The organism is Stenotrophomonas sp. STEN021 (assembly GCF_056760175.1).
In genome coordinates this window covers 1-23,216 of the sequence record NZ_JBRREH010000002.1, presented here as the reverse complement: position 1 = coordinate 23,216, position 23,216 = coordinate 1, and the positions used below count along the sequence as shown (strand labels likewise).

The window sequence follows — 23,216 nt, the reverse complement described above, 5'->3', positions numbered from 1 at the left end:
GCTTAGAACTTCAACCGGTATTCGGCGTAAACATTGCGGCCGTCAGTATCATATGGCGCATTGCGCGAGTAGATCAGACCACGGCTGGCCTGGAAGGTCGCTTCGTCCGGATAGCGATTGAATACATTGTCAGCGCCGACCCGCAGCGAGTGCATCGCATTGATGCGGTAGCTCACTGCCAGATCGAAGAACTGCATGGCACCGAAGCGCTGGAAGATATCGCCGGTGGCATTGCCCGATGAGTCGGTCCACGCGCCGTAGTGGCGCAGCTTGCCAAGCACACTCCAACTACCGACGTCGTAGTTGGCACTGAAGGTGCCCTTCTGCCGTGGCAGGCGCTCTTCGAACACCACACGTTGACTGGCATTGGTCGCCACGCCGGTAGCGCCCTTGTCGACCTCGGTCTTGTTGTAGTTCCAGCCCAGGGTCACGTTCAAACGGCCCGTCCCCAGATCGGTGGCGTAGCTGCCAACCAGATCGATACCACGTGTGGTGGTGTCGAAGTCATTGGTGAAATAACTCACCGAGGTATAGCCCATCGGGTTGGCGACGCCGGCCGGAATCTGGAACGAGGCCGACTGGCTGAAACGGTCCGTTACCTTGATGTCGTACAGGTCCATCGAGCCCGAGAAGCCGGCATCGTTGCGCCAGGTCAGGCCCAGCGATGCGGTGCGTGACTGCTCCGGCTTCAGATCCTTCGCGCCCAGCATGCGTGCCAGCGGATCGCTGGGCGACAGGCGCCCGGAGGTGAACACCTGCAGCGTGACGGTATCCAGGCCCTGCTGGGTATTGGTGGTGTAGAGCTGACCAGGTGTAGGCGCACGAAATCCGGTGGACACCGAGCCGCGCAGGGCGAAATCCGGGGTGAACTCGAAGCGAGAGGACAGCTTGCCATCCACGGTCTGGCCAAAGCTAGAGAAGTGTTCGTAGCGCGTTGCTGCGCCCACGCTCCAGCGCGCGGTCATCGGTACTTCCACATCGACATAGGCGGCATAGCTGCGCTGATCCCAGCTGCCGGCGTTGGCTGGACTGAAGCCAGGCGCCCCGTTGGAGTTGCCTGCCAGGCCGGCGACCGCACCGGGGCCGATTGCATACGAGGCCGGGTCACCCGCATCCACGCCATAGGTCTCCTCACGGAACTCGGCACCGAAGGCGATATTCACCGGCGACGCCAGCGCCGCCAATGGCAGGCTGTAAACGAAGTCGGCGTTGAGGTTGCGCTCCTCCTGGCTCAGCCGACCGAGGTAGAACGAGGTAGGGCTGTCCGGCCCCAGCGAGGCATTGATCGAATTCCCCAGGGTGTACTCGATGCGGTTGCGCCCGTAGCTGCCACTTACATCCCAGTCCAGATTCTCGCCAATGCGACCGCGCGCACCGAACAGCAGCTGCAGATCGTCATAGTCGGTGCCGTACTTCGGGCTGAAGCCAGTCGGGTATAGCGTGCGCACATCCCAGCCCGGGAACACCGCCGTGGTGTTGTAGACCGAGGCGGTGCCATCCGGGTTGCGCCAGTTGAAATCACTCAGGCCCTCGCCCCTGCCATACAGGCCGTAGCCGTAGATCTCGGTGGTTTCGCCCAGGTAGTGCTTGAGGTTGAAGCCTGCGCGTTTGTTCTCAAGCTCCGGCTGGCCCCAGCGCTGTACCGGGTTTGGCACTTTCAATTCGGGATGTTTGTTCTGGAAAGCGATTGCATCTGCGCGCTGACGGGTGCGCGAGGTCGCATCGGAATTGTCGTAGTCAGCGAACAAGGAGAGGCTGCCGGCATCACCCAACGCGATACCGGTACGTGCACCGACATTGCGCGAGGTGCCATCGCCTTCACTGTATTGCGACAGGCCCATGCTCACTTCGGTGCCAACGCTGTCATCAAGAATGATGTTGATCACGCCGGCAATCGCATCAGAACCGTATTGCGCCGAGGCACCGTCGCGCAGCACTTCGATACGCTGGATCGCGCTCTTCGGGATCTGTGCCAGATCCGGCCCCTGCGCGCCACGGGCACCCAGCAGTGCCGAGCGATGAAAACGACGACCGTTGACCAGCACCAGGGTCTGATCCGGCGACAGGCCACGCAGCGTGGCTGGGCGAACGAACACCTGACCATCATTCATCGGCATGCGTTGCACCACGAACGAGGGCACCAGCTGCGCCAACACGTCGGCAAGGTCAGACGACTCGATGCCCTGGATTTCTTCCTGCGAGAACACATCCACCGGCGCCAGCGTATCGAACTGGGTGCGGTTGGAACCGCGCGTACCAGTGACGATCATAGCGTCGAGGTTGGTCGCCTTTGCTGCTGGCGTCGCTCCCATCTGTTGCGCATGTGCACCGCTTGCCACGCCACCAAACACCACCAATCCAACTGCAATCGACAACGCACAACGCTTCACTGGCTGCTCCGGAATTCGAAAGACTGCTTCAGGCAAGTGCCTGCAGGGAGCTTCGCATTCTCGTAACAACGTGTTGCCCGGCGATGACACATACAACACAACGCACTGTTGAATGAAGCAAGCAGACATTCACTGCTACTGCTCGTAATCGTCATCAATGGGCACGCACCAGCGCTCCCAACAACACCCCGCGAGAGATATCGCGCACGCGTCAGCGGCATGACGATGCGAGCGCAACCAGCACAGAAGCAATGACACATCCGCTTGCTTATTTAAATGCGAACAATTATCGTTACCACCTAGGCAGTACGCCCAGCCTCGTGCGACATGGATGTTTCACTCCATCCCGCCACGCCCCGTGTACCCCCGATATCCGAACTGATGCCACGCGCGCCGTAGCCGGCTGCGCCGTGCATGCAGGCCAGCTGGCGGGAGCGGCACTACCCGGGGCGTCCACGCATTGTGTGGGCTGTGCCGTGGGCGATTCCTGTAGTTGGCAATCCTTTTGCCCAACAGGAATCCGCCATGTCCTCCCGTCCTACCCTGCCACAGCCAGCGCTACTGGCCGCCGCACTCTCTGTCGCCCTCTGCAGCGCAGCCGCCTCCGCGTGGGCGGAAGAAGCGGCGCCTGCCGCCACCAATCTGGATACGGTGAAAGTCGTCGCCGACGGCGACATCCCCACCTCGTACACAGTCAAACAAGCGCGTACCGCCACCAAGCTGGATCTGTCGCTGCGGCACACGCCACAGTCGGTGACCGTGCTTACCCGCCAGCGCCTGGATGACATGGGCCTGTATGCGATGTCCGACGTGATGGGCCAGGTCACCGGCGTGCACGTAGCGGTCACCGACAGTGAGCGCATTAGCTTCGTCTCGCGTGGCTACACCATCAACAACTTCCAGGTTGATGGCATGCTCAACACCTTCGGTGGCTACATCAAGACCAACAACGACAGCGTCATCTATGACCGCATCGAAGTGGTCCGCGGCGCGACAGGCTTGACCACCGGCGCCGGTGATCCCTCGGGCACCATCAACTACGTGCGCAAGCGCCCAACCGATGCGTTCGCGATGAGCGCCAACCTGATGCTCGGCCGCTGGGGCAACCAACGCCTGGAAGCAGATATCGGTGGCCCGGTCGCACTGGATGGCCGCGTACGTGCGCGCATCGTAGCCGCCAAGCAGCAGAGCGACTCGTTCCGCGACGTCTATCAGATGGACAAGAATGTGTTCTACGGCATTGTCCAGGCTGACCTGAGCGACAGCACCCTGCTCGAAGTCGGCTACGAATACCAGTCGCCGGAAACTTCCGGCGTTACCTGGGGCGTGGTGCCTTACTGGGGCGTCGACGGCAAGCCGGCCAAGCTGCCGCGTTCGACCAATCTGTCGGCACGCTGGAGCCGCTGGCCAATCGTCGAGAAGACCGCATTCGCACGACTGGAACAGAGCCTGGGCCATGACTGGTCGATCAAGGCCAGCTATACCCGCTCCAAGCGCGAGACCGAAGGCAATGTCTGGTACGGCGCGGCAGGCTACCCGCGTCCGGACGGTACCGGCGTGACCGCCTACATCGGCGCTTTCGGCGAACGCGGTGACATGCAGGTATTCGACCTCAATGCCGGCGGCCCGTTCAAACTGTTCGGCCGCGAGCACGAGCTGGTGGTCGGCCTCGGCCAGTCGCTGCGCAAGGGCGAAGTCCCGGGCTCGGATTTCGACTATGCCGACGGCTATGACAAGGTGCCGGATTGGCGTCACTGGACCGGCGACGTGGCGCCGCTGCAGGTCAATCGTTACAACTGGCTGTCCTCGCAGGATGAGCTCAAGCAGCGCGCCGCCTATGTTGCTGCACGCCTGCAGCTTGCCGATCCGCTGATGGCGGTGCTCGGCGCACGCTACGGCAGCTGGGAAACCCGCAGTTGGGAGTACGAACGCGACGCGTCCGGGAAACTGCTGGGCACCACCCGCGGCGGTTACAAGCCGGATGACTCGCTCACTCCGTATGCCGGCCTGATCTACGACTTCAGCAAGTCATTCAGTGCCTATGCCAGCTACACCGACATCTTCCAGCCGCAGAACTACCGCGACAAGAACAACAACTACCTGGAACCGGTGGTTGGCGATATGTGGGAAGCCGGCGTCAAGGCCGAGCTGTTCGACGGTCGCATGAACGCATCGGCAGCCGTGTTCAAGGGCGTCAAGGACAACGTTGCCGAAGTCGATGACTCGGTACCGGAGGCTTCCTTGCCCGATGGCTCGACCGCCTACCGCTCCACCGGCAAGGGCAACAAGGTCAGGGGTTGGGAAGTGGAAGCCCAGGGCAGCATCAGCGAACACTGGAACCTGTCGGCCGGCTATGCACACACCGTCATCCGCAACAAGGACGGCGTGCGCCAGAACACCACCACGCCGGTCAACACCTTCCGCCTCAACACCAGCTGGCGTCCAGGCGGTGCATGGAGCCGCTTGTCGCTGGGTGGCGGTGTCACCTGGCAGAGCGAAATCTGGCGTATGAGCAACCGTCCGGCGGACGACTACCTCACCAGCGGCAAGCGCTACAAATACCCGATCACCCAGGATGCGGTGGTACTGGTCAATGCCTTCGCCGGTTACCAGTTCAACGACAACTTCTCCGCGCAGTTGAATATCAACAATCTGCTCGACAAGAAGTACTACAGCAACGTCGGCTTCTATGACGGCGTCAACTGGGGCGAGCCGCGCAACGTGCGTTTGAGCCTGCGCTGGAAGCTGTAATCCCTGCAGGGAAACCACTGCACGGCAGTGGCGGCCAGGGACGGCCGACTTATTCCACGCCACCGGCTTTGCCGGTGGCGTCCGTATTGATCCGACTTTGCAGGTTCCCGTGGACAGCACGCCTCTCGCCAGCCCTTGGTACACCCGTCTTGGCAGTTTCTTCGCACGCCCCTGGTTGGGCGTGTTGTCACGCTCGCTTGCCGCCATCGTCGGCGGCTACGCGCTGGCCGCCACATGCTCGATGTTCTTCGCCGTGGCCTTGCCGATCGCCCGCAGCCAGGCGGTACTGACCGGCATGCTGGTCGCCATCGTGCTGTGCGCCTGCGCCGCACTGTGGGCGTTCGCCACCCGCAGCGCGCTGCGTGCATGGGTCGGCATCCTGATCCCGACCGCGCTGTTCTGGTTGGGCACCCAGTGGCTTGGAGCTGCCGCATGAAGAACGGATTCCGCCAATCGATGGCGTGGCTGCACACTTGGACCGGCTTGCTGGTCGGTTGGTTGCTGCTGTTGATTTTCATGGCTGGCACGGCCAGCTATTACCGCGAGGAGATCAGCCGTTGGATGCGCCCCGAGCTGCCACGCAGCTCGGTCAGTGCCGACGACGCCGCCACCCGCGCGCTCAACTTCCTGCAGCACAAGGCAGCGCTGGCCGAGAGCTGGAGCGTCACCCTGCCCGACGCCCGCAATCCGGCAATGCGCATGTTCTGGCGCAACCCCGAGTCGATGGTCAAACCACCGACCGAAGGCGAGAAACGTCGGCGTCGCGGCGGCGGCCGCTTCGGTGACGCCACCGTCGACCCCAACACCGGCACTGAAGTCAGCGCACGCGAAACACGCGGTGGCGACTTCTTCTATCGCCTGCACTTCGACCTGCACTACATCCCCGTTGTGTGGGCACGCTACATCGTTGGTTTCTGCGCGATGTTCATGCTGGTGGCGATCATCACCGGCGTGATCACCCACAAGAAGATCTTCAAGGACTTCTTTACCTTCCGTCCGCAGAAAGGCCTGCGCTCGTGGCTTGACTTCCATAACGTCAGCGCGGTGATGGCGCTGCCGTACCACGCGATGATCACCTACACCGGCATCGTCACCTTGATGTTCATGTACCTGCCATGGGGCGTGAGCACTGCCTATCCCAAGGACGAGGATGCGTTCTTCAGTGAGGCCTTCGCACGTATGGCCGACATCGAATCACCTGGGCAAGGCCAAGCAGTGCCGGTGCCGATCCAGCAACTGATGGACAGTGCGCGCAGGCACTGGAACGGCGCCGAAATCGGCGGCTTCACCGTGTATCGGCCGGGTGCTGCCAACGCAGTGGTCGACATCCAGCAACGCGATGGCAAGCGCCTGTCGGTGGATACACCGTCGCTGCGCTATGACGCAGTCAGTGGCGAGCTGCTGGAAGCCAGTCCCAACGCCGGTGGCGCAACACAGACGCGCGGCGTGATGTATGGGCTGCATCTGGCACGCTTCGCCGATTGGGGTTTGCGCGCCCTGTTCTTCCTGTCCGGATTGATCGGCTGCCTGATGGTGGCCAGTGGCGTGGTGCTGTGGGCGGTCAAGGAACGGCCCAAGCATGCCAAGTCCGGCAAGACCGGTTTCGGCCTGCGTCTGGTCGATGCTTTGAACATCGGCGCCGTCGCCGGCCTGCCGATTGCCTTTGCCGCTTATTTCTGGGGAAATCGATTGTTGCCGGTGCAGCTGGCCGAGCGCAGCGACGCTGAGGTCAGCGTGTTCTTCTATGCATGGGGTGCGTCGCTGTTGGCCGCCTTCATCTGGCCGAAGCGGATGATGTGGGCGTGGCAGCTGTATCTGGGTGCGACGTTGTTTGCCTTGATTCCGTTGCTCAATGCCTTGACCACACCTATGAACCTCGGTGCGACCATCGCTGCCGGTGATTGGGTTTTGGCCAGCTTCGACCTGACCATGATCGCCTTTGGCGCGATGCTGGCGTACTGCGGCTGGCGCATGCAGCACTGGCAGCCGCCGCTGAGTGCGGCGGAAAAAAAACGCAGGCAACAGGCCGCTGTCGTGGCGGAGGCATGCACATGATGCTGCTCACACTTGGTTTGTCGTTCGCTGCCTTTGCCGCCTTGTCATTGGCGATGGAGAAGCATCAGTTGGAGCTGCATGGCAAGGACCGCGCCAGCGCTTCACGTATGCGGCTATGGCGTTGGCTGGGCTGGGGCCTGCTGGCTGCCGCGTTTGCATTGTGCGTTTGGCGCCACGGCTGGGCGCTGGGGCCGGTGTGCTGGCTGGGTGCCATGACCGTCGCCGGCCTGCTGCTGGCGTTCGGCCTGTACCCCTACCGCCCGCGCTGGATCGCGCCATTGGCGTGGGTGTTGCCAGTCGCAGGGATGGCGTCGGCAAGCCTGTTGTAGAGCCGAGCCATGCTCGGCTGGAGCTTTACCGGGAAAGCTACTGCCGAGCATGGCTCGGCACTACGGGTTGGCATTGCCGGGAAGGCCTCTGCCGAGCATGGCTCGGCACTACGGGTGAAGCTTAGACCCGGCGCAGTTCCCAGGCGCGGTGGATGCGGGCGTTGCGCTCGAAATCCGGGCCGATGGTCTGTGCGGAGATCTCGCGGCAGATGGCGAACTCGGCAACCGCATTTTCGTCGAGCTTGAAGCGACGGAAGTTGTTGGAGAAGTACAGCACGCCGTCGGAGGTCAAACGATCCATCGCTGCACGCAGCAGGCGCACGTGCTCGCGCTGGATGTCGAAGTCTTCAGCGCGCGCCGAGTTGGAGAAGGTCGGCGGGTCACAGAAGATAACGTCGTAGCGGTTCTTCTCCGCTTCCAGCCAGGTCACCGCATCGGCCTGCACCAGCGTGTGCTGGCTGCCGCCCTTGCCGTTGAGCGCGAGGTTGTCGGCACACCACTGCAGGTAGGTACCGGACAGGTCCACGCTGGTGGTCGAGCTGGCGCCGGCAACCGCGGCTTCCACGCTGGCCACGCCGGTGTAGCAGAACAGGTTGAGGAAGCGCTTGCCGCGCGCTTCCTGCGCCATGTGCGTGCGCAGCGGGCGGTGGTCGAGGAACAGGCCGGTGTCCAGGTAATCGAACAGATTCACACGCAGCAGCGCGTTGTTCTCGCGCACCAAAATGAACTCACCGCGCTGTTCGAAACGGCCGTACTTGCTGCCGCCCTTGCCACGCTCGCGCGACTTCAGCGCGACCTGCTCGGCCGGCACCTGGAACACCTCACGGGCCGCAGCAAGCAGTTCGTTGCGACGGCGGCGCACGTCCACGTCCGGAATGGTGGCCGGTGCTGCGTATTCCTGCACATGCAGGAAGGTGCGGTTCTTGCCACCGTCTTCGCGGTAGACGTCGATGGCCGCCGCGTATTCCGGCAGATCGGCGTCATAGGCGCGGAAGCAGGTGATGCCTTCGCGGTTCAGCCAGTTCTTGAACTTCTTGAGGTTCTTGCGCAGGCGGTTGGCGACCATCTGCGCGCCTTCGCTGAGCTCGCGCGGCTGGCCGGCGTTCTCGCGCTCCGGCACCGCAATCGGATCACAGACAATCAACGCGCACTCGATGGCGCCATTGAACATCTGGTACTTCTTGCTTGCACGCAGGCCGGTGGCGAAGGCCAGGTCGGCGCTGCCGCACAGCAGGCTCGCGCGCCAGGTCGGCACCGCCCGCTTGAGTGCATCACCGATACGGCGATACAGCACGGTATCCGCGGCCAGACGCTCGTCGTACGGCGGGTTGCAGACCACGCAGCCGGTTTCCTGCGGCGGCACCTGCACATCGGCGACATCACGCACGCCGAACCAGATAGCCTCGCTGACACCTGCCACTTCGGCATTTTCCTTGGCCGCACGGATGGCCTGCGGATCGATATCGCTGCCGTGGATGACCTGCTTGAGCGCGGCACGACCGGCCTGCTCGCGCTCGCGCGCTTCGGCCATCAGTTCCTTCCACTGCGCCTGGTCGAAACCGCGCCAGCGGCTCGGTGGGATGCTGCCGTGGCGCTGCAGGCCCGGCGCCACGTCGGCGGCCATCAGGGCGCCTTCGATCAGCAAGGTGCCGCTGCCGCACATCGGGTCCAGCAAACCACCGCCTTCGGCGTGGATCTTCGGCCAGTTGGCGCGCAGCAGCACCGCAGCGGCCAGGTTTTCCTTCAACGGCGCGTCGTTCTGCGCCATGCGCCAACCGCGGCGGTGCATCGGGCCGCCGCCCAGGTCGATGGAGATGGTGGCACGACCCTTGCGCAACGACAGGTTGATGCGCACATCCGGGAACTCGACGTTCACCGACGGCCGCTCCATGCCCTGCCCGCGCAGGCTGTCGACCACGCCGTCCTTGACCCGCTGCGCGGCAAAGCGTGCATGGGTGATGGCGGTACCGGATACATGCGCGTCCACCGACAAGGTCAGCTCGGGAGTGATGTGCTGGTCCCACGGCATCGCCGCCACGCCCTGGTACAGCGAGTTCTCGTCCGGGCAATCGAATTCCTGCAGCGGCCACAGCACCCGACTGGCCAGGCGCGACCACAGCACCACGCGCTGCGCATCGCGCAGTTCGCCCTCGGCATTGACGCCGGAAATGGTGGCGGTCGCGCGCGGCAGGCCCATCGCCAGCAGTTCGTCGGCGAGCAGGTATTCAAGGCCCTTGGCGCAGGAAACAAAGAAATTCACGGGAGATATCAACTTTCAGAAGGGGAATCAGGCCAGCCAGACGGGCAGGCACGATGGCCAGCCCCGGGGCATCCAGGGCCACTATTGTAGGCAGTTGCCCGCCGCGCCGTCGGATTCAGCCGGCAGCCGCGTTCACAAACCGCGCAGCAAGGCCTCGAAGGCCTGGCAGGAGGCGTCCACATGGCGCATCAGCCGGTGGCCGTCATCGACCAGCAGCAGTCGCGCCCTGCGCTCAGCGGCCCAGGCAATCACGTCGGCGGCCGGGATCAGCTCGTCGTTCCAGGCGTGGACCACGCTGATCGGCACCGCCGCGGCGTCCAGCGCCGGCATCGGTCCCATCGTGGTCGGCGGCACCATCAGGAACAGCCCGGCAACCGGCACCTGCAGCGAGGTGATCGCCGAGATATAGGCGCCCAGGCTCGACCCCGCCAGCACCAGCGGGCCGCGCGCAGCCATCTCGGCCGCACGCTCGACCAGCCGCTGCAGCCGCGCCGGCACGTCGCCGACCCTGCTGATCTCATGTCTGGCGTCCAGATCGGTGTAATCCGGGCGTTCGTGGCTCCAGCCGAGGCGTTCAGCCACCTCGGCCAACGCGGTGACCTTGGTGGCGTCAGGGCCGCTCTCGAAGCCGTGCGACAGAATGCAATGGCCGCGGCTCATGGCTGGCGGCAGGTCGTGGGGGAAATCATGGGCGAATGCTAGCATCCACACATGCACCTGCCGCCCCCCATCATTGCCAAACCGCTGCCCTACGAACGCCAGTTGGCGCAGCGCAAGCTCACCGACATCGATCTGGTGGTCATCCACTGCACCGAGCTGCCGGACCTGGCCACGGCCCGCGAGTACGGCGAGCGTGCGCTCTACGACAATGGCAGCGGCAACAGCGGCCACTACTACATCGACCGCGACGGCAGCATCCAGCAATACATCGCGCTGGACCGCGTCGCCCACCACGTGCGCGGCATCAATCCGCGCTCGATCGGCATCGAGCTGGTCAACCGCGGGCGCTGGCCAAACTGGTTCGACTCCAGCAACCAGGCCATGAGTGAGCCCTACCCGGAAGCGCAGATCGCCGCGCTGGTACGGCTGCTGGAATGGCTGCCGCAGGCAGTACCATCGCTGCGCTACATCGCCGGCCATGAGCAGCTGGACACCACGCTGGAGCCGGCCAGCGATGCCCCCGGCCGCAGCGTGCAACGCAAGCTCGATCCGGGCCCGATGTTCCCTTGGGAACTGGTGCTGCGCGCCGTTGATCTGCAGCAGCTGCCGGACTGAGCAACTCCCTGGCCGCCGCTTACTGCGGCAGGTACTGGAATTTTTCGCCGGCCGTCACCGCAAGATCCAGCCGGTTGATCGCCGGCGCAATCGGGCATACCACATGCGGGGTAAACGCACAGGGCGGGTTTTCGGCACGATTGAAGTCCAACTGCACCACACCGTCGCTGGGCATCGCTGCGTACACATAACGCGCACCACCATAGGTGTCGCGACCACTGGTGCGGTCCGACAGCAGGAAGAACAAACGCCGCGATGGCGGCGCAGCCTCATCCAGTACCGGCTGCAGGTGATAGCTGCGGCCATTGACCTCAAACACTGCCTCACCCGGCACAACCGCCGACAATGGGGTACCGATCGAAGTCAACAACACCGCCTGCTTGGGTGCCGGGAACGACCGCCATTGCGCGCTGATGTTCCATTTCGGGTCGACCGGGAAGTGCTCGATAGCGGTAAATGTCAGGCGCCGCGGTGATTGCGGGTCGCGGTAGCGCCATCCCAGGATGCTGCCGGTGCGCACCAGATAGAACTCCGAATCACCCACTTGAACGCGGCTGGCCTCGTTGACATGGGCGACACCGGGGATGAGAACCGCACGCTGCAGCGGCTGGCCGTTCATCTGCGCACCCGCACGGGTAGCTGCGGTGATGATGGCTTCGCCATCCTTGTCTACCTGCAGGAAGCCAAGCTCGGCAGGACCACTGGGCAACACCACATCATTGGCAGCAGCGCTGCCCACCCGGTACGCACCGGTCTTGAGCCGGCCCGAGCCGGTGTAGCTGAGCCAACCATCGGGCGCACGCAGCTCGGCCAGACGTTGCGCCCGCCATTGTTCAATGTCACGTAGATACTGACGCGCCGCTTCGTCAGACAGGCCAGTACCTGGCGCATTGCATGCACCAAGAACTGCCGCCAACAGCGCTACACCCAGCCATTTCAATGAACGCACGCTTCCCCCGAAGCATTCATACCGATAGGCACCGCGCCCATTGGCGGCGTACTGATCACTCACGCTGTGGCGACTGGCCGGCCTGCATCGCTGGACCAACCACTCCAGGAATCACTGAACACACGCAGTCCGGGCATACCGGCATGCGCAAAGGCCAACGCCAGATGACAAGCGGTGACACCCGAACCGCACATCACCGCCATCTGCTGCGGCGCCTGCCCGGACAACAGCGGCGCCAATTCGTCGCGCAATTCCTGCGCAGGACGGAAACGACCATCGCGCAGGTTCATGCCGAATGGCCGGTTCAACGCACCGGGCACATGCCCGGCAACCCGGTCCAGGGGCTCGACCTCGCCGCGGTAGCGTTCTCCGGCACGCGCATCCAGCAGCCATGCCGGCGTCTGCGACAAGCGCGCCTGCACCTCTTCGACGCTGACTACCTGGGTCATATCGAACTGACCTGGATAGGTCGGCAACGGCGTCACCGCAACCGGGGCCGCATCAAGTGCCTGCCCTGCCGCCTGCCACGCCGCCAAGCCGCCAAGCCGCCATCCAGCACGGCAACCTTGCGATGGCCGATCAACCGCAGCAACCACCACAGGCGCGCCGCCGCCATGCTGCCATCGGCCGCATCGTAGACCACCACCTGGGTATCAGGCGCAATGCCCCAACGTCCCAACTGCGCTGCAAAGACCGCACTGTCGGGCAAGGGGTGGCGGCCATGCCCCTGTCTGTACATGTCCGACAGGTCTTTCTCCAGGTCCGCGTAGACCGCACCGGGAATATGTCCGGCCGCATAGCCAGCGGCGCCAGACTGCCTGTCTGCCAGCGAATAGCGCGCATCCACCACCCGCACCGCGGTACTGGCGGTGGCACGGGCATCGACCACACGCAATTCGGGTTGCGCCAAGGCATTGGCCAGGTCCGCTGCATCAACCAGCGTTGTCCACGAAATACTGGTCTGGCTCATGCCAGCTGCTCCAAACGACGACGAAGGTTGTAGAGAATGGCGGCGGTAGCGCCCCAGATGCGCTGCCCTGGCCAGCTGTACTCCATGACATGGCGAATACGCCCGCCATGCTCGATATCCACCTGGCGCAGATTGGCCGGGTCCATCAGATAATCCAGCGGCACTTCGAATACCTCGGCGACCTCACCGGGCTCGGGCCGGGCGATGAACGCGGGATCCACCACCGCGACCACCGGCGTGACCCGGAAGCCGGTGATGGTGATGAAGGGGTCCAGGTAACCCAAGGCCAACACCTGACTGCGCGGCAAGGCGATTTCTTCGTCGCTCTCACGCAGGGCAGCTGCCAGCGGATTGCGATCGACGGTTTCAATGCGGCCTCCGGGAAATCCAACCTGCCCGCCATGGTTGCGCAGCGCTTCCGTTCGGCGGGTCAGGATCACCTGCGTGCCCTGCGCGCGCGGCACCAGCCCGGCCAATACTGCCGCCTCCACCGGCGGCCCAGGCGGCAACAGATCCTCCAGCTCGGACCGGTTCCAACCCGGCCCGGTGGGCGCTTGGGTCAGTGGCATCAAGGCCTGCTGCAGCCGTTCACGGCCCTGCAGTTGCTCGGCAAACGCCTGCGCGTGACGCGCACGCCGGGGCAACTCCTGTGCCATTACCCGCCGTCGCTCGTCCTCGCTCATACGCATCCAGCCACCGATCTCGGCACCACTGCGCCAGCAACCACGGCAATAGCCCTGCTCATCAAGCGCGCAGATGCCAAGGCAGGGGCTGGAGATGACACGAGCAGGTGCGTCCATCAATTCCGACATCACGCTAGCGTAACGCGGGGCGCACTTTCGGACCAGTTCCCGCCTTTGCCAGCAAGGGATTTGCCTTGTCCGGATGGCAAACCAGCGACAAACGCCCGGGCCAATTCAGCAAGCCCAGCGCTGCCCAAGCGCATTCAGTATGTGATGCGCATCAAACTATGGTTGAGCCTGGGTTCATCTAAGGGCACACTCCAGTTGCCGACAGGGGGAACACGAACCATCCGATGCGCGTGATGCGCGCTCGATCAGCGTGGCTGTTCGACGCCTGCCTCGCCTGCATACGGATGGAGCCTTATCGCTTTTCACTCTGTAAGCGGAGCTCGGAAATGAGAATGGCAAAACCCACCTTGTTGTTATCGGCGCTGGCACTGTCCGCCAGCCTTTCAGTACAGGCCCATGAGCCGCCAACGGACGGCAACCCAAGTACCCCTACCGAAAGCGGCATGGTCGCCGGCATCGATGCCAAGACCGGCAAGCTGCGCAAACTCACCGATTCCGAGATCCGGGCGCTGGCCGACAAGGCCAACGCGATGCCGTCTGCAAGCCGCAGCGCGGCCGGAACCAATGCTGCCTGGGCGCGCATCCCGCAAACCGGCACCGACGCCGCCAAGACGATAAAGCTGCAAAGCAACGGCATGAGCACCGCCGACCTGCCGCTGTCGGCACTGAATTCGTTGAGCATCGAGCGCGACGCTGCAGGCGAGGTGCAGATCCTGGAGAACGGCGCCCCGCTTTCGCACGGCAGGCAGGAGGTGTCCGAATGAAGACCTTGCTACTTTCCGCCGTCATCGGCAGCGCCCTGCTGGGTGCATCGGCAAACGCCGCGATCATCACCCCGATCAATCAGGATCCTGCCGGCAAAGGCCTGAACGATCCCACCGTACGCGCACCAGAAGGCGGTAACCCGGGCAAGAGTGTTGGCGAGCAACGCCGCATCGTCTATCAGTTCGCCGCCGATCTATGGGGTGCGGTACTGCAGAGTGATGTGGAGACCTTCGTCGGTGCGAGCTTCCAGGACCTTACCTGTACCGCTACCGGCGGCACCTTGGGCTCTGCTGGCGCTTCCTGGATCGCAACCACGCCACCTTCAGGGTCGACGTTGGGCATGATCTATCACGCGCCATTGGCCAATGCGCTCAATGGCAGCCGTATAACCATCAGTGGTGCGGGCACCGATATCACCAGCCGTTTCAACAACAACCTGGGCGGCAGCAACCCTGACGGCACGCCGTGCATGACCGGCTCGGGCTGGTACTACGGACTGGACGGCAAAGCACCCGACAACCGGGTCAGCTTCCTCGACGTGGTGATGCATGAGATCGGCCACGGCTTGGGCTTTTCCGGCTTCGTCGACTACAACACCGGCCTGCTGGGCGCGCGCGTCGGTATACCGCAGTACTACGGCTACTCGGATGTCTATACCGAGAACGCCTTCGACAACCTGTCCGGCAAACGCTTCACCGAAGCTGGCATGACCAATGCGCTGCGTGCCACGTCAATCAAGACCCGTGGTGCACCGGCCTGGAATGGCGCCACCACCAGGGCACAAACCCCGCTATGGCTTGACCCCGCTGTTGTGCTGTCGATCAATGGCAGCAGCGTGGTCACGCAGTTCTTTGGTACTGCATCGTTCGGCCCACCAGCCACTCCCGCCAACTTCAGCGGTCCGGTTGCGATCGCCAACGATGGCAGTGGCGCTGACACCGCTGATGCCTGCGAAGCGATCCCCGCCGGCAGCCTGAGCGGAAAGGTTGCCTACATCAACCGTGGCGGCTGTGCGTTCGAGATCAAGGCTGCCAATGCGCAGGCCGCAGGCGCAGTCGCGGCGATCATCGGCAATGTCGCCAGTTCCGGCGATCCAGGCACCGCCCCCGGCATGGCTGAAGACCCCAGCGTCAACGCCACCATCCCCACCCTGAGTGTCAACCTCACCGATGCCAATCTGATCAAGGCGGCAGCGCAGGCTGGCACGGCGCTCACAGCAGCGCTGGGAGAAGTTGCCGGACGCTATGCCGGCGCCGATGCCAGCGGGCGCCCACTGCTGTACGCCCCAGCGGTGGTTGCCAGTGGTTCGACCTTCTCGCACTTTGAAAGTGTGTTGATACCCGACGCGTTGATGGAGCCGGCTAACAGCCCCAATACCGATGCCGGGCGCATGGTCGACCTCACCTTGGCGGCGTTTGTCGATGAGGGCTGGGAATTGAATGCAGGTACTGCGCGCATCGGCAGTTGCGATACGGGGGTGAAGCTGTTCAAGAACCCGGGGCTGATCGCCGGCGCCAATGTGCAGGCCCAGGACCGTCTGTGCCGCACCACCGCCAACGGCAACCGTGCGCTCTACCTGCGTTGCATGAACGACACCGCTGCCTCGCTGAAAGCCATCAACATGATCAGCACCGTTGAACAGGCCGGCATCCGCAGTTGCGCGGCAAAGGTGACCTCGCCGTAGATCTGGGCGAGCAGGGATTGCCTGTAGTGCCGAGCCATGCTCGGCAGAGGCTCTACAAGCGAAACCAGCAGTTCGTCCAGAAACAGCACTGGATAGTGAACAAAGAGCCGACGCCTTGATGGCGCCGGCTCTTCTTTTTTGCATGGCACTGATAGTTACCTGGCCTGCAACAACCCAGCTTGCGATGGTCGGCTACTGCGGCTTTGGCCGGTTGCGCGCCGGCACTGGGCTGGTCGTTGATGAAGCGCTCCTGCTGGTGTCACTGGTAAAGCCCCTGCCGAGCATGGCTCGGCACTACCGGCATCGAGTGCGCATTCCAGGCAAAAAGAAAGCGCCGGTGTTGCCACCGGCGCTTCCATTGCATCACTGGGTCGGTATTACTTGACGCTGACCAGCTTGATTTCGAACTGCACTGCCACGTTCGGCGGGAACGGGGTACGCGGATCGGCACCGTAGGCCTTGTCCGGCGGCAGGGTCACTTCCCACTTGGCGCCGGCCGGCATCTGCAGCAGGGTTTCGCGCATGGCAGCCATTTCCACTTCGCTCAGCTTGATCGACGGAATCGATTGTGCCGGGCGAGCTTCGGTCGGACGCTGGCCGTACGGGAACGGACCGGCAACTTCCAGCGCAACGGTGCTGGCCTGGGTCGGCTTGGCACCGGCACCGGCTTCGATCACGCGGTACTGCACGCCGCTGGCCAGGGTCTGCACGCCGGCCTTGGCCTTGTTGGCGGCAATGAACTGGTCACTGCGGGTCTTGTTTTCAGCGGCAGCCTTTTCGTACTCGGCCTTGGCAGCCTGGGCACGACCCTGCTCACGACGCTGGAAGGCTTCAACGGCCGGCTTCAGCTGATCGGCGGTGATGGCCGGCTGCTTCTTGGCGTAGGCATCCTGCAGACCCTTCACCACCGAAGCGATGTCCAGCTGCTCGCCACGACCGGTGAGCTCAGCCAGGTTGTTGCCGTAGTCATAGCCGAAGTAATAGCTCAGCTTGCCCTTTTCGGACGCGATGTCCTGGGCGAAAGCGGTGCCGGTGACGGCCAGGGCGGCCACGGCGACCGCGATAGAACGCAACTTCATCAAACAGTTCTCCAGGAATGGTGTCTCAGGGCAAGCATGCCGCTAGAGGCGACGGGTTAGGATAGCCGTCACAAAGGCTGTCCGCCACTGACGACGCTCACCTATGACCGTCTTCGGTTGAAAGAGTTCAATTCATTACTTTTTTTTAACGTTCCGAGGCTTTTTCCTTATGTCCGAGTCACCGGTTTCGATCAGCACCCAGGCAGGCGTCCGCACCATCACCGTGCAGCGCCCGGAGAAGCTCAACGCCCTCAACCGGCTGACCCTGGAAACACTGGATGCAGCCTTTGCCGAAGCGGCGCAGGCTGAGGAGGTAAGAGTAGTGATCCTGACCGGCGCCGGCAGCAAAGCCTTCGTAGCCGGGGCGGATATCTCCGAAATGAACACGCTGACCCCGGTTCAGGGCCGCGACTTCTCGCTGGTCGGGCAGCGCCTGATGCGCCGGATCGAACGCCTGAACAAGCCGGTCATCGCCATGGTGAACGGGTTCGCGCTGGGCGGCGGCATGGAGCTGGCCATGGCCTGCCACCTGCGCATCGCCGCCGACAGCGCCAAGGTCGGCCAGCCGGAGATCAATCTGGGGCTGGTACCGGGTTTCGGCGGCACCCAGCGTCTGCTGCGCCTGGCCGGCCGTGCGGCCGCGCTGGAACTTTGCCTGCTCGGTGCGCCGATCAGCGCCGAGCGCGCCCAGCAGCTGGGTCTGGTCAACCGCGTGGTGCCGGCTGCCGAACTGGAAGCAGAGACCACCAAACTGGCCGAGCAGCTGGCCAACGCGGCACCGCTGGCGCTGCGCGGCATCCTCGACGCGATCAACGTTGGCGGCGAATGCGCTATCGAGGAGGGACTGGAGTACGAAAGCGCGCAGTTCGGGCTGGTGTTCTCCACCGACGACATGCGCGAAGGCACCAGTGCTTTCCTGGAACGCCGCAAGCCGGAATTCAAGAATCGCTGAGTTGTCCATGTCCAACCCAAGCACCACGCCCCGCCAACTGCTGCAATTCGTACTGGACGATGATCTGGATGCGGCGCTGCGCGCCGGGCTGATGGACTACCTGCCACAGCCCGGCGACGCGCTGCTGGACCCTGAGCACCCGCAGCTGCCACAGCAACTGCAGCGGGCCCAGCAGCAGTTGCACACGGCCTGGGCTGCGCGGGAGCGTTATCGCGCCCGGGCATCGCGTCTCGCACGTCGCGATGCCGAGCGTCAGGCACGCCGTGCACCGCCGCCGCTAGCGGATAGCAAACCCGCCCTGCCCTCTGCAGCGGCAGCAATCCTGGCTCGGGCCAAGGCGCGCGCCGCAGAGAAGCCAGGCACATGACGGCAGTGGCAGTGAAGAAATCAACGACGAAGAACACCGCCGCAAAAAAAATCGGCGCCAAGAAGATCGCGGTAAAGAAAGCTCCGGCAGAAAAGCCCGCAGCGGCGAAAGCCACGTCCACACGTGGCAGCAAACGCATGAATGCCGGCGAAGTGCTGGAGATGTTCACACGCCTGCGTGAGCTCAACCCGCACCCGACTACCGAGTTGGAATACAGCTCGCCGTTCGAGCTGCTGGTAGCGGTGACCTTGTCGGCGCAGGCCACCGATGTCGGCGTCAACAAAGCCACCCGCAAATTGTTCCCGGTGGCCAATACCGCCCAGGCCATTCTTGCCCTGGGCGAAGAAGGACTGAAGCCTTACATCGCCACCATCGGCCTGTTCAACGCCAAGGCCAAGAACGTGATTGCCGCCTGCGCGATCCTGGTGGAGAAATACGGTGGCGAAGTGCCGGCCGAACGTGCCGCACTGGAAGCCCTGCCCGGGGTTGGCCGCAAGACTGCCAACGTGGTGCTCAATACTGCCTTCGGCCAGCCGACGATGGCGGTGGACACGCATATTTTCCGGGTCTCCAATCGCACCGGGCTGGCACCCGGCAAGGATGTGCGTGCCGTCGAGGATGGCTTGATGAAGGTCATCCCGGAAGAATTCCTGCAGGATGCGCATCACTGGCTGATCCTGCACGGACGCTATGTCTGCAAGGCACGCAAACCGGACTGCCCGCAATGCGTGATCCGCGACCTCTGCCACTTCAAGGACAAGACCGCCGACGCTGCGTGAACGTCGGCCGCTGCCATCTGTACGACACTTTCCCGTAACAGCTACAAGGCCCAATACGCAGGGCCTTGTGCCACGGGGCCAGAGCTGGTCGCCGAACTGTCACATTTACGCAATCTTTACGCCCTAGCCTTCGCAGCAACCTCCAACCGCCTGCAAGGCTACCCACCCAATGAAACTGCATCGCCAACTCCTTACCGCGGCCGTGGCTGCTGCACTGTTCGCGCCGGCTGCACATGCTGAAGTCGCCATCGACGTTATTGGCGGTTCCGAAATCACCTTCGAAGGCCTGGTCCAGGCCGACGGCAACTGGTTCAGCAATGACAAGGCCGACTTGAACGGCAACACCGGCAAGAACGGCAAGGACAGCGAATTCGAGCTGCGTCGCGCCGAGCTGGTGCTGAAGGGCAAGGGCCCGGGCAACATCGAGTGGGTGGTCGGCTACGACGCCAAGGCTGACAAGTTCCTCGACACCAACGTCAAGTACAAGCTGGGCGGCAACAGCAACCACTTCCTGCAGGCCGGCCAGTTCAAGCAGCCGAACAGCCTGGAAGAACTGTCCAGCACCAAGAACAACGACTTCATCTCCAAGGCTACCGTCACCAACACCTACGCGGTTGCCCGCCGCCTCGGTGTCGGCTACGGCATCGGCGATGCCAACTGGTCGGTCACCGCCTCGGCCTTCGGCCGCGAGCTGACCCGCGACCTGGCCCATGGCAGCGGCTACGGCGTGCGCGGCACCTTCGCCCCGATCAATGAGAAGGGCAACATCCTGCACCTGGGCCTGAGCTACGTCGACTACGACACCGACGCCGACCTGCTGCGCCTGCGCGCCCGCCCGAACGCCGACCTGGCCACCGTGCGTCTGGTCGACAGCGGCGACCTGAAGGACACCGACCGCCTGAGCACCATCGGCGCCGAAGCCATGTACGTGCGCGGCCCGTTCAAGGCCCAGGGCGAGTACTACAGCTCCAAGGCCAAGCGTTACGACCACGCCAACTACAGCAGCGACGGCTACTACATCAGTGGCGTGTGGAACGTCACCGGTGAGACCTGGGGTTACAAGGGCGGCACCCCGAGCCTGGGTCTGCCGGATGAGCCGGGCCGTGGCATGTGGCAGCTGGGCGCGCGCTTTGATCACATCGATCTGAACGACGGCGGCCTGAAGGCCCCGGCCGTGGTCGGCGGCACCCCGCTGGTGGACGGCGTGCTGGGCGGCAAGATGGACATCTGGACCGTCGGCGCCAACTGGTACTGGCGCTCCAACTTCAAGGCCTCGCTGAACTACGTGATGGTCGACAGCAACAAGTACTCCTCGTCCAGCAAGAAGTTCGTCAGCGACAAGCCGGACATCCTGGAAGCGCGCCTGCAGTTCTTCTGGTAAGCAGCGGCTGTATGCACTACACGAACGCCCCGCAAGGGGCGTTCGTCGTTGCAGCGACTGCGCTTTTGTAGGAGCGGCGTAAGCCGCGAAGCTGGTGGTCCGGCCGTGAGACTGATTTTCGCAAACTGAAAATGCACGAGCTTCGCGGCTCACGCCGCTCCTACAACAGCGGGCGCAGCTGCGTTTGCCCAAGCTGTGTAAGCTTCGCAGCTTACGCAGCTCCCACAACGCATTCAGGGGGGCGCTCCAACCGGACGGATCCATGCGCACCTGCCTGCTCGCCCTGCTGCTCTCCCTGCCCTTCACCGCATTCGCCCAGGACTGTGGCGACGACAGCGCAGCGCGCATCATCCACGCCTACCAGCAACGCGATATCAATGCCCTGCCCGATCGCCCCGGCTGGGCCATCGACGCCGAGCGCGGCGCATGCCGCGTCTGGCCAGCCGATACCTCCCTGACCTTGATCGCGGTGCCGGTGCTGGGCCCGGAGGAGTTCAACGGTGAGGTCCAGCAAGGCGACCTGGATGTACTGGTGATCGACAGCGCCAGCCTGCGCCCACGCGCGAGCCTCCGCCTGCCCGAGGTGATGAGCAGCGATGCCATCCATGTCGACAGCGTCAGCCTGGATACCGCGCGTTACAACCTCTCACCCGGCGTGCGCGCGTTCGGTGTCCGCAGCTCGCGCAGCAATTCTTCGCAGCCCAACCCTTTCAGCGAAACCCGTCTGCAGCTACTGGTGATCAACGAAAGCCAGCTGGAGGCGATTACCGAACAGATCGTCACCTCCAGCAGCGGCGGCGAATGGGACACACGCTGTGCCGGTGAGTTCCATGAAACAAAGCGCACGCTGGAGGTTGGCCCCGCCCCGGCGCAGGGCTGGGCCACGCTGACGGTACGTGAGCGCAGCGCCAGCACCGTCAGCCGCGAAGATGCAGCTGGCAACTGCCGTGAAGAGCGCGAGGACCACCCCGTGCGCAGTTTCAAGCTGCAGCCCAAGGGTCGCAGCTACCCGCTACCCAGCGAGATCAAAGCAACATTCTGATGACATGAGGCATTGTCATTTGAACGTCATGTGACAGACGCTGCACTGTCATCAAATCGTTATGGAATAGGCGCCGGGCGGAACTCACCGCACATTCACATCTCCCAGGAGCCACTTGTGATCCACGCCATCAAATCGCGCGCAGCCGTTGCCATCCTCGCTGCGTCGTCCGTGTTCGCCGCCAACGCTGCCGATGTCACCGGCGCCGGCGCGTCCTTCATCTACCCGGTCATGTCCAAGTGGTCGGCGGATTACAACACCGCTACCAGCAAGCGCGTGAACTACCAATCGATCGGTTCGGGCGGCGGCATTGCCCAGATCAAGGCCAACACGGTGGACTTCGGTTCGTCCGATGCCCCGCTGAAGCCGGAAGAACTGGCTGCGGCCGGCCTGGTGCAATTCCCATCGGTGATCGGCGGCGTGGTGCCGGTACTCAATGTGCCGGGCGTTGAAGCCGGTGCGATGAAGCTGGATGGCCCGACCCTGGCCAACATCTTCCTGGGCAAGATCAGCAAGTGGAATGACCCGGCCATCGCCGCGCTCAATGCCGGCCTGACCCTGCCGGACACCAAGATCACCGTCGTGCACCGTTCCGACGGCTCGGGCACCACCTTCAACTTCGTCAACTTCCTGTCCAAGGTCAACGCCGACTGGAAGACCACCGTCGGTGAAGGCACCAGCGTCCAGTGGCCGGTCGGCATCGGCGGCAAGGGCAACGAAGGCGTGGCCGCCTATGTCAAGCAGATCCGCGGCTCGATCGGTTACGTCGAGTTCTCCTACGCCCTGCAGAACCGCCTGACCTTCTCGCGCATGAAGAATGCCGCCGGCAACTTCGTGCAGCCGCGCGACGAGACCTTCTCGGCCGCTGCCGCCAGCGCCGACTGGGCGAACGCACGTGACTTCTACCTGGTGATGACCAACGCCCCGGGTGAGCAGGCTTGGCCGATCACCGCCACCAACTTCATCCTGATGCGCAAGCAGCCGAAGACGGCTGAAGGCGCCAAGGCCGCAGTCGAATACTTCCGCTGGATCTACGCCAACGGCGACGCCCAGGCCCGTCAGCTGGACTACGTGCCGCTGCCGGACCCGCTGGTCCGCCAGATCGAAACCTACTGGCAGCAGAACCTGCGCTACTGAGTAAAGAGCCGGCGGGACCCTCTCCCTCGTCGTCTCAAGCGCGGATCAGGTGATCCGCGCTTTTTTTTGCATCATTTTTGTGGGAGCGGTGTAAACCGCGAAGCTGAAAGTCCCCAAAGTCCCGTAGAGCCGCGCCCAGGGCGGGTGGGGGGTTTACCGGGAACCGACAGCCCCGCAAGGGGGGGCACAAAAGGGCAATTCTTGGAAACCACACCAACCGGCGCCCCCCCAACCAATAA

General features: G+C 63.6%; 20 protein-coding genes and 1 pseudogene. 14 read left to right on the top strand and 7 right to left on the bottom strand.

What is annotated here, in order from left to right; translation table 11 throughout:
• Positions 1-2: 2 nt before the first annotated feature.
• Entirely contained in the window at positions 3-2,390 is a 2,388-nt protein-coding gene (locus tag ACVOL0_RS00695; protein WP_481547437.1) for a TonB-dependent receptor plug domain-containing protein, read from the bottom strand.
• A 525-nt stretch (positions 2,391-2,915) separates the two neighbouring features.
• Between ACVOL0_RS00695 and ACVOL0_RS00690 the strand changes: the two genes are divergently transcribed.
• The 4 genes from ACVOL0_RS00690 (at position 2,916) to ACVOL0_RS00675 (ending at position 7,525) form a co-directional block, all read left to right on the top strand.
• Positions 2,916-5,141, top strand: a complete 2,226-nt coding sequence (locus ACVOL0_RS00690; protein ID WP_481547436.1) for a TonB-dependent siderophore receptor — start codon at positions 2,916-2,918, stop codon at positions 5,139-5,141.
• A gap of 109 nt (positions 5,142-5,250) precedes the next feature.
• Positions 5,251-5,577: a DUF3649 domain-containing protein gene (locus ACVOL0_RS00685; protein WP_481547435.1), complete on the top strand. Its 327-nt coding sequence runs from the start codon at positions 5,251-5,253 to the stop codon at positions 5,575-5,577.
• The gene (locus ACVOL0_RS00680; protein ID WP_481547434.1) at positions 5,574-7,196 is read left to right on the top strand and encodes a PepSY-associated TM helix domain-containing protein; all 1,623 of its coding nucleotides are present in this window, start codon (positions 5,574-5,576) and stop codon (positions 7,194-7,196) included. Before ACVOL0_RS00685 ends, ACVOL0_RS00680 begins: the two co-directional genes overlap by 4 nt.
• Positions 7,193-7,525 carry a DUF3325 domain-containing protein gene (locus tag ACVOL0_RS00675; protein WP_481547433.1) on the top strand — a complete coding sequence of 111 codons (333 nt, stop codon included), beginning with the start codon at positions 7,193-7,195 and terminating at the stop codon, positions 7,523-7,525. Before ACVOL0_RS00680 ends, ACVOL0_RS00675 begins: the two co-directional genes overlap by 4 nt.
• A gap of 121 nt (positions 7,526-7,646) precedes the next feature.
• Here ACVOL0_RS00675 and rlmKL read toward each other — a convergent pair whose 3' ends face one another.
• Positions 7,647-9,785, bottom strand: a complete 2,139-nt coding sequence (gene rlmKL / locus ACVOL0_RS00670; protein WP_481547432.1) for a bifunctional 23S rRNA (guanine(2069)-N(7))-methyltransferase RlmK/23S rRNA (guanine(2445)-N(2))-methyltransferase RlmL — start codon at positions 9,783-9,785, stop codon at positions 7,647-7,649.
• A 132-nt stretch (positions 9,786-9,917) separates the two neighbouring features.
• Positions 9,918-10,445: a hypothetical protein gene (locus ACVOL0_RS00665; RefSeq protein WP_481547490.1), complete on the bottom strand. Its 528-nt coding sequence runs from the start codon at positions 10,443-10,445 to the stop codon at positions 9,918-9,920.
• 51 nt (positions 10,446-10,496) lie between these two features.
• On the opposite strand from ACVOL0_RS00665, the gene ACVOL0_RS00660 reads away from it, so the two are divergent.
• The gene (locus tag ACVOL0_RS00660; RefSeq protein ID WP_481547431.1) at positions 10,497-11,060 is read left to right on the top strand and encodes an N-acetylmuramoyl-L-alanine amidase; all 564 of its coding nucleotides are present in this window, start codon (positions 10,497-10,499) and stop codon (positions 11,058-11,060) included.
• A gap of 19 nt (positions 11,061-11,079) precedes the next feature.
• Here ACVOL0_RS00660 and ACVOL0_RS00655 read toward each other — a convergent pair whose 3' ends face one another.
• The 3 genes and pseudogenes from ACVOL0_RS00655 to ACVOL0_RS00645 form a co-directional block, all read right to left on the bottom strand.
• On the bottom strand, positions 11,080-12,000 hold the full coding sequence (locus tag ACVOL0_RS00655) for a DUF1684 domain-containing protein (RefSeq protein WP_481547489.1): 921 nt from the start codon (positions 11,998-12,000) through the stop codon (positions 11,080-11,082).
• A gap of 68 nt (positions 12,001-12,068) precedes the next feature.
• Positions 12,069-12,979: pseudogene (locus ACVOL0_RS00650) on the bottom strand (sulfurtransferase).
• A complete protein-coding gene (locus ACVOL0_RS00645; RefSeq protein WP_481547430.1) occupies positions 12,976-13,779 on the bottom strand; it encodes a CoA pyrophosphatase in 804 nt (267 codons plus the stop codon). Before ACVOL0_RS00645 ends, ACVOL0_RS00650 begins: the two are co-directional and overlap by 4 nt.
• 236 nt (positions 13,780-14,015) lie before the next feature.
• Here ACVOL0_RS00645 and ACVOL0_RS00640 point away from each other — a divergent pair, with 236 nt between their 5' ends.
• The 3 genes from ACVOL0_RS00640 to ACVOL0_RS00630 all read left to right on the top strand — a co-directional run bounded on the left by ACVOL0_RS00640 (position 14,016) and on the right by ACVOL0_RS00630 (position 16,625).
• On the top strand, positions 14,016-14,555 hold the full coding sequence (locus ACVOL0_RS00640) for a post-PEP-CTERM-1 domain-containing protein (protein WP_481547429.1): 540 nt from the start codon (positions 14,016-14,018) through the stop codon (positions 14,553-14,555).
• Positions 14,552-16,240 (top strand): PA domain-containing protein, encoded by a 1,689-nt coding sequence (locus ACVOL0_RS00635; RefSeq protein WP_481547428.1) that lies wholly within the window; start codon positions 14,552-14,554, stop codon positions 16,238-16,240. Before ACVOL0_RS00640 ends, ACVOL0_RS00635 begins: the two co-directional genes overlap by 4 nt.
• A gap of 118 nt (positions 16,241-16,358) precedes the next feature.
• Positions 16,359-16,625, top strand: a complete 267-nt coding sequence (locus ACVOL0_RS00630; RefSeq protein WP_481547427.1) for a hypothetical protein — start codon at positions 16,359-16,361, stop codon at positions 16,623-16,625.
• On the opposite strand, the gene ACVOL0_RS00625 is transcribed toward ACVOL0_RS00630, so the two are convergent.
• Positions 16,618-17,319: an FKBP-type peptidyl-prolyl cis-trans isomerase N-terminal domain-containing protein gene (locus ACVOL0_RS00625; RefSeq protein WP_313169427.1), complete on the bottom strand. Its 702-nt coding sequence runs from the start codon at positions 17,317-17,319 to the stop codon at positions 16,618-16,620. The genes ACVOL0_RS00630 and ACVOL0_RS00625 overlap by 8 nt on opposite strands.
• A gap of 169 nt (positions 17,320-17,488) precedes the next feature.
• Here ACVOL0_RS00625 and ACVOL0_RS00620 point away from each other — a divergent pair, with 169 nt between their 5' ends.
• From ACVOL0_RS00620 to pstS, 6 genes are all read left to right on the top strand, one after another.
• Entirely contained in the window at positions 17,489-18,271 is a 783-nt protein-coding gene (locus ACVOL0_RS00620) for an enoyl-CoA hydratase/isomerase family protein (RefSeq protein WP_481547426.1), read from the top strand.
• A 7-nt stretch (positions 18,272-18,278) separates the two neighbouring features.
• Complete coding sequence (locus tag ACVOL0_RS00615; protein ID WP_481547425.1) at positions 18,279-18,638, top strand: hypothetical protein; 360 nt, start codon at positions 18,279-18,281, stop codon at positions 18,636-18,638.
• 137 nt (positions 18,639-18,775) lie between these two features.
• Positions 18,776-19,417: an endonuclease III gene (gene nth / locus ACVOL0_RS00610; protein WP_481547488.1), complete on the top strand. Its 642-nt coding sequence runs from the start codon at positions 18,776-18,778 to the stop codon at positions 19,415-19,417.
• A 169-nt stretch (positions 19,418-19,586) separates the two neighbouring features.
• A complete protein-coding gene (locus ACVOL0_RS00605) occupies positions 19,587-20,798 on the top strand; it encodes an OprO/OprP family phosphate-selective porin (protein ID WP_313494208.1) in 1,212 nt (403 codons plus the stop codon).
• Between the two features lie 262 nt (positions 20,799-21,060).
• Positions 21,061-21,840 (top strand): PA3715 family protein, encoded by a 780-nt coding sequence (locus ACVOL0_RS00600; RefSeq protein WP_481547424.1) that lies wholly within the window; start codon positions 21,061-21,063, stop codon positions 21,838-21,840.
• 117 nt (positions 21,841-21,957) lie between these two features.
• The gene (pstS, locus tag ACVOL0_RS00595; RefSeq protein WP_481508972.1) at positions 21,958-22,977 is read left to right on the top strand and encodes a phosphate ABC transporter substrate-binding protein PstS; all 1,020 of its coding nucleotides are present in this window, start codon (positions 21,958-21,960) and stop codon (positions 22,975-22,977) included.
• Positions 22,978-23,216 lie beyond the last annotated feature (239 nt).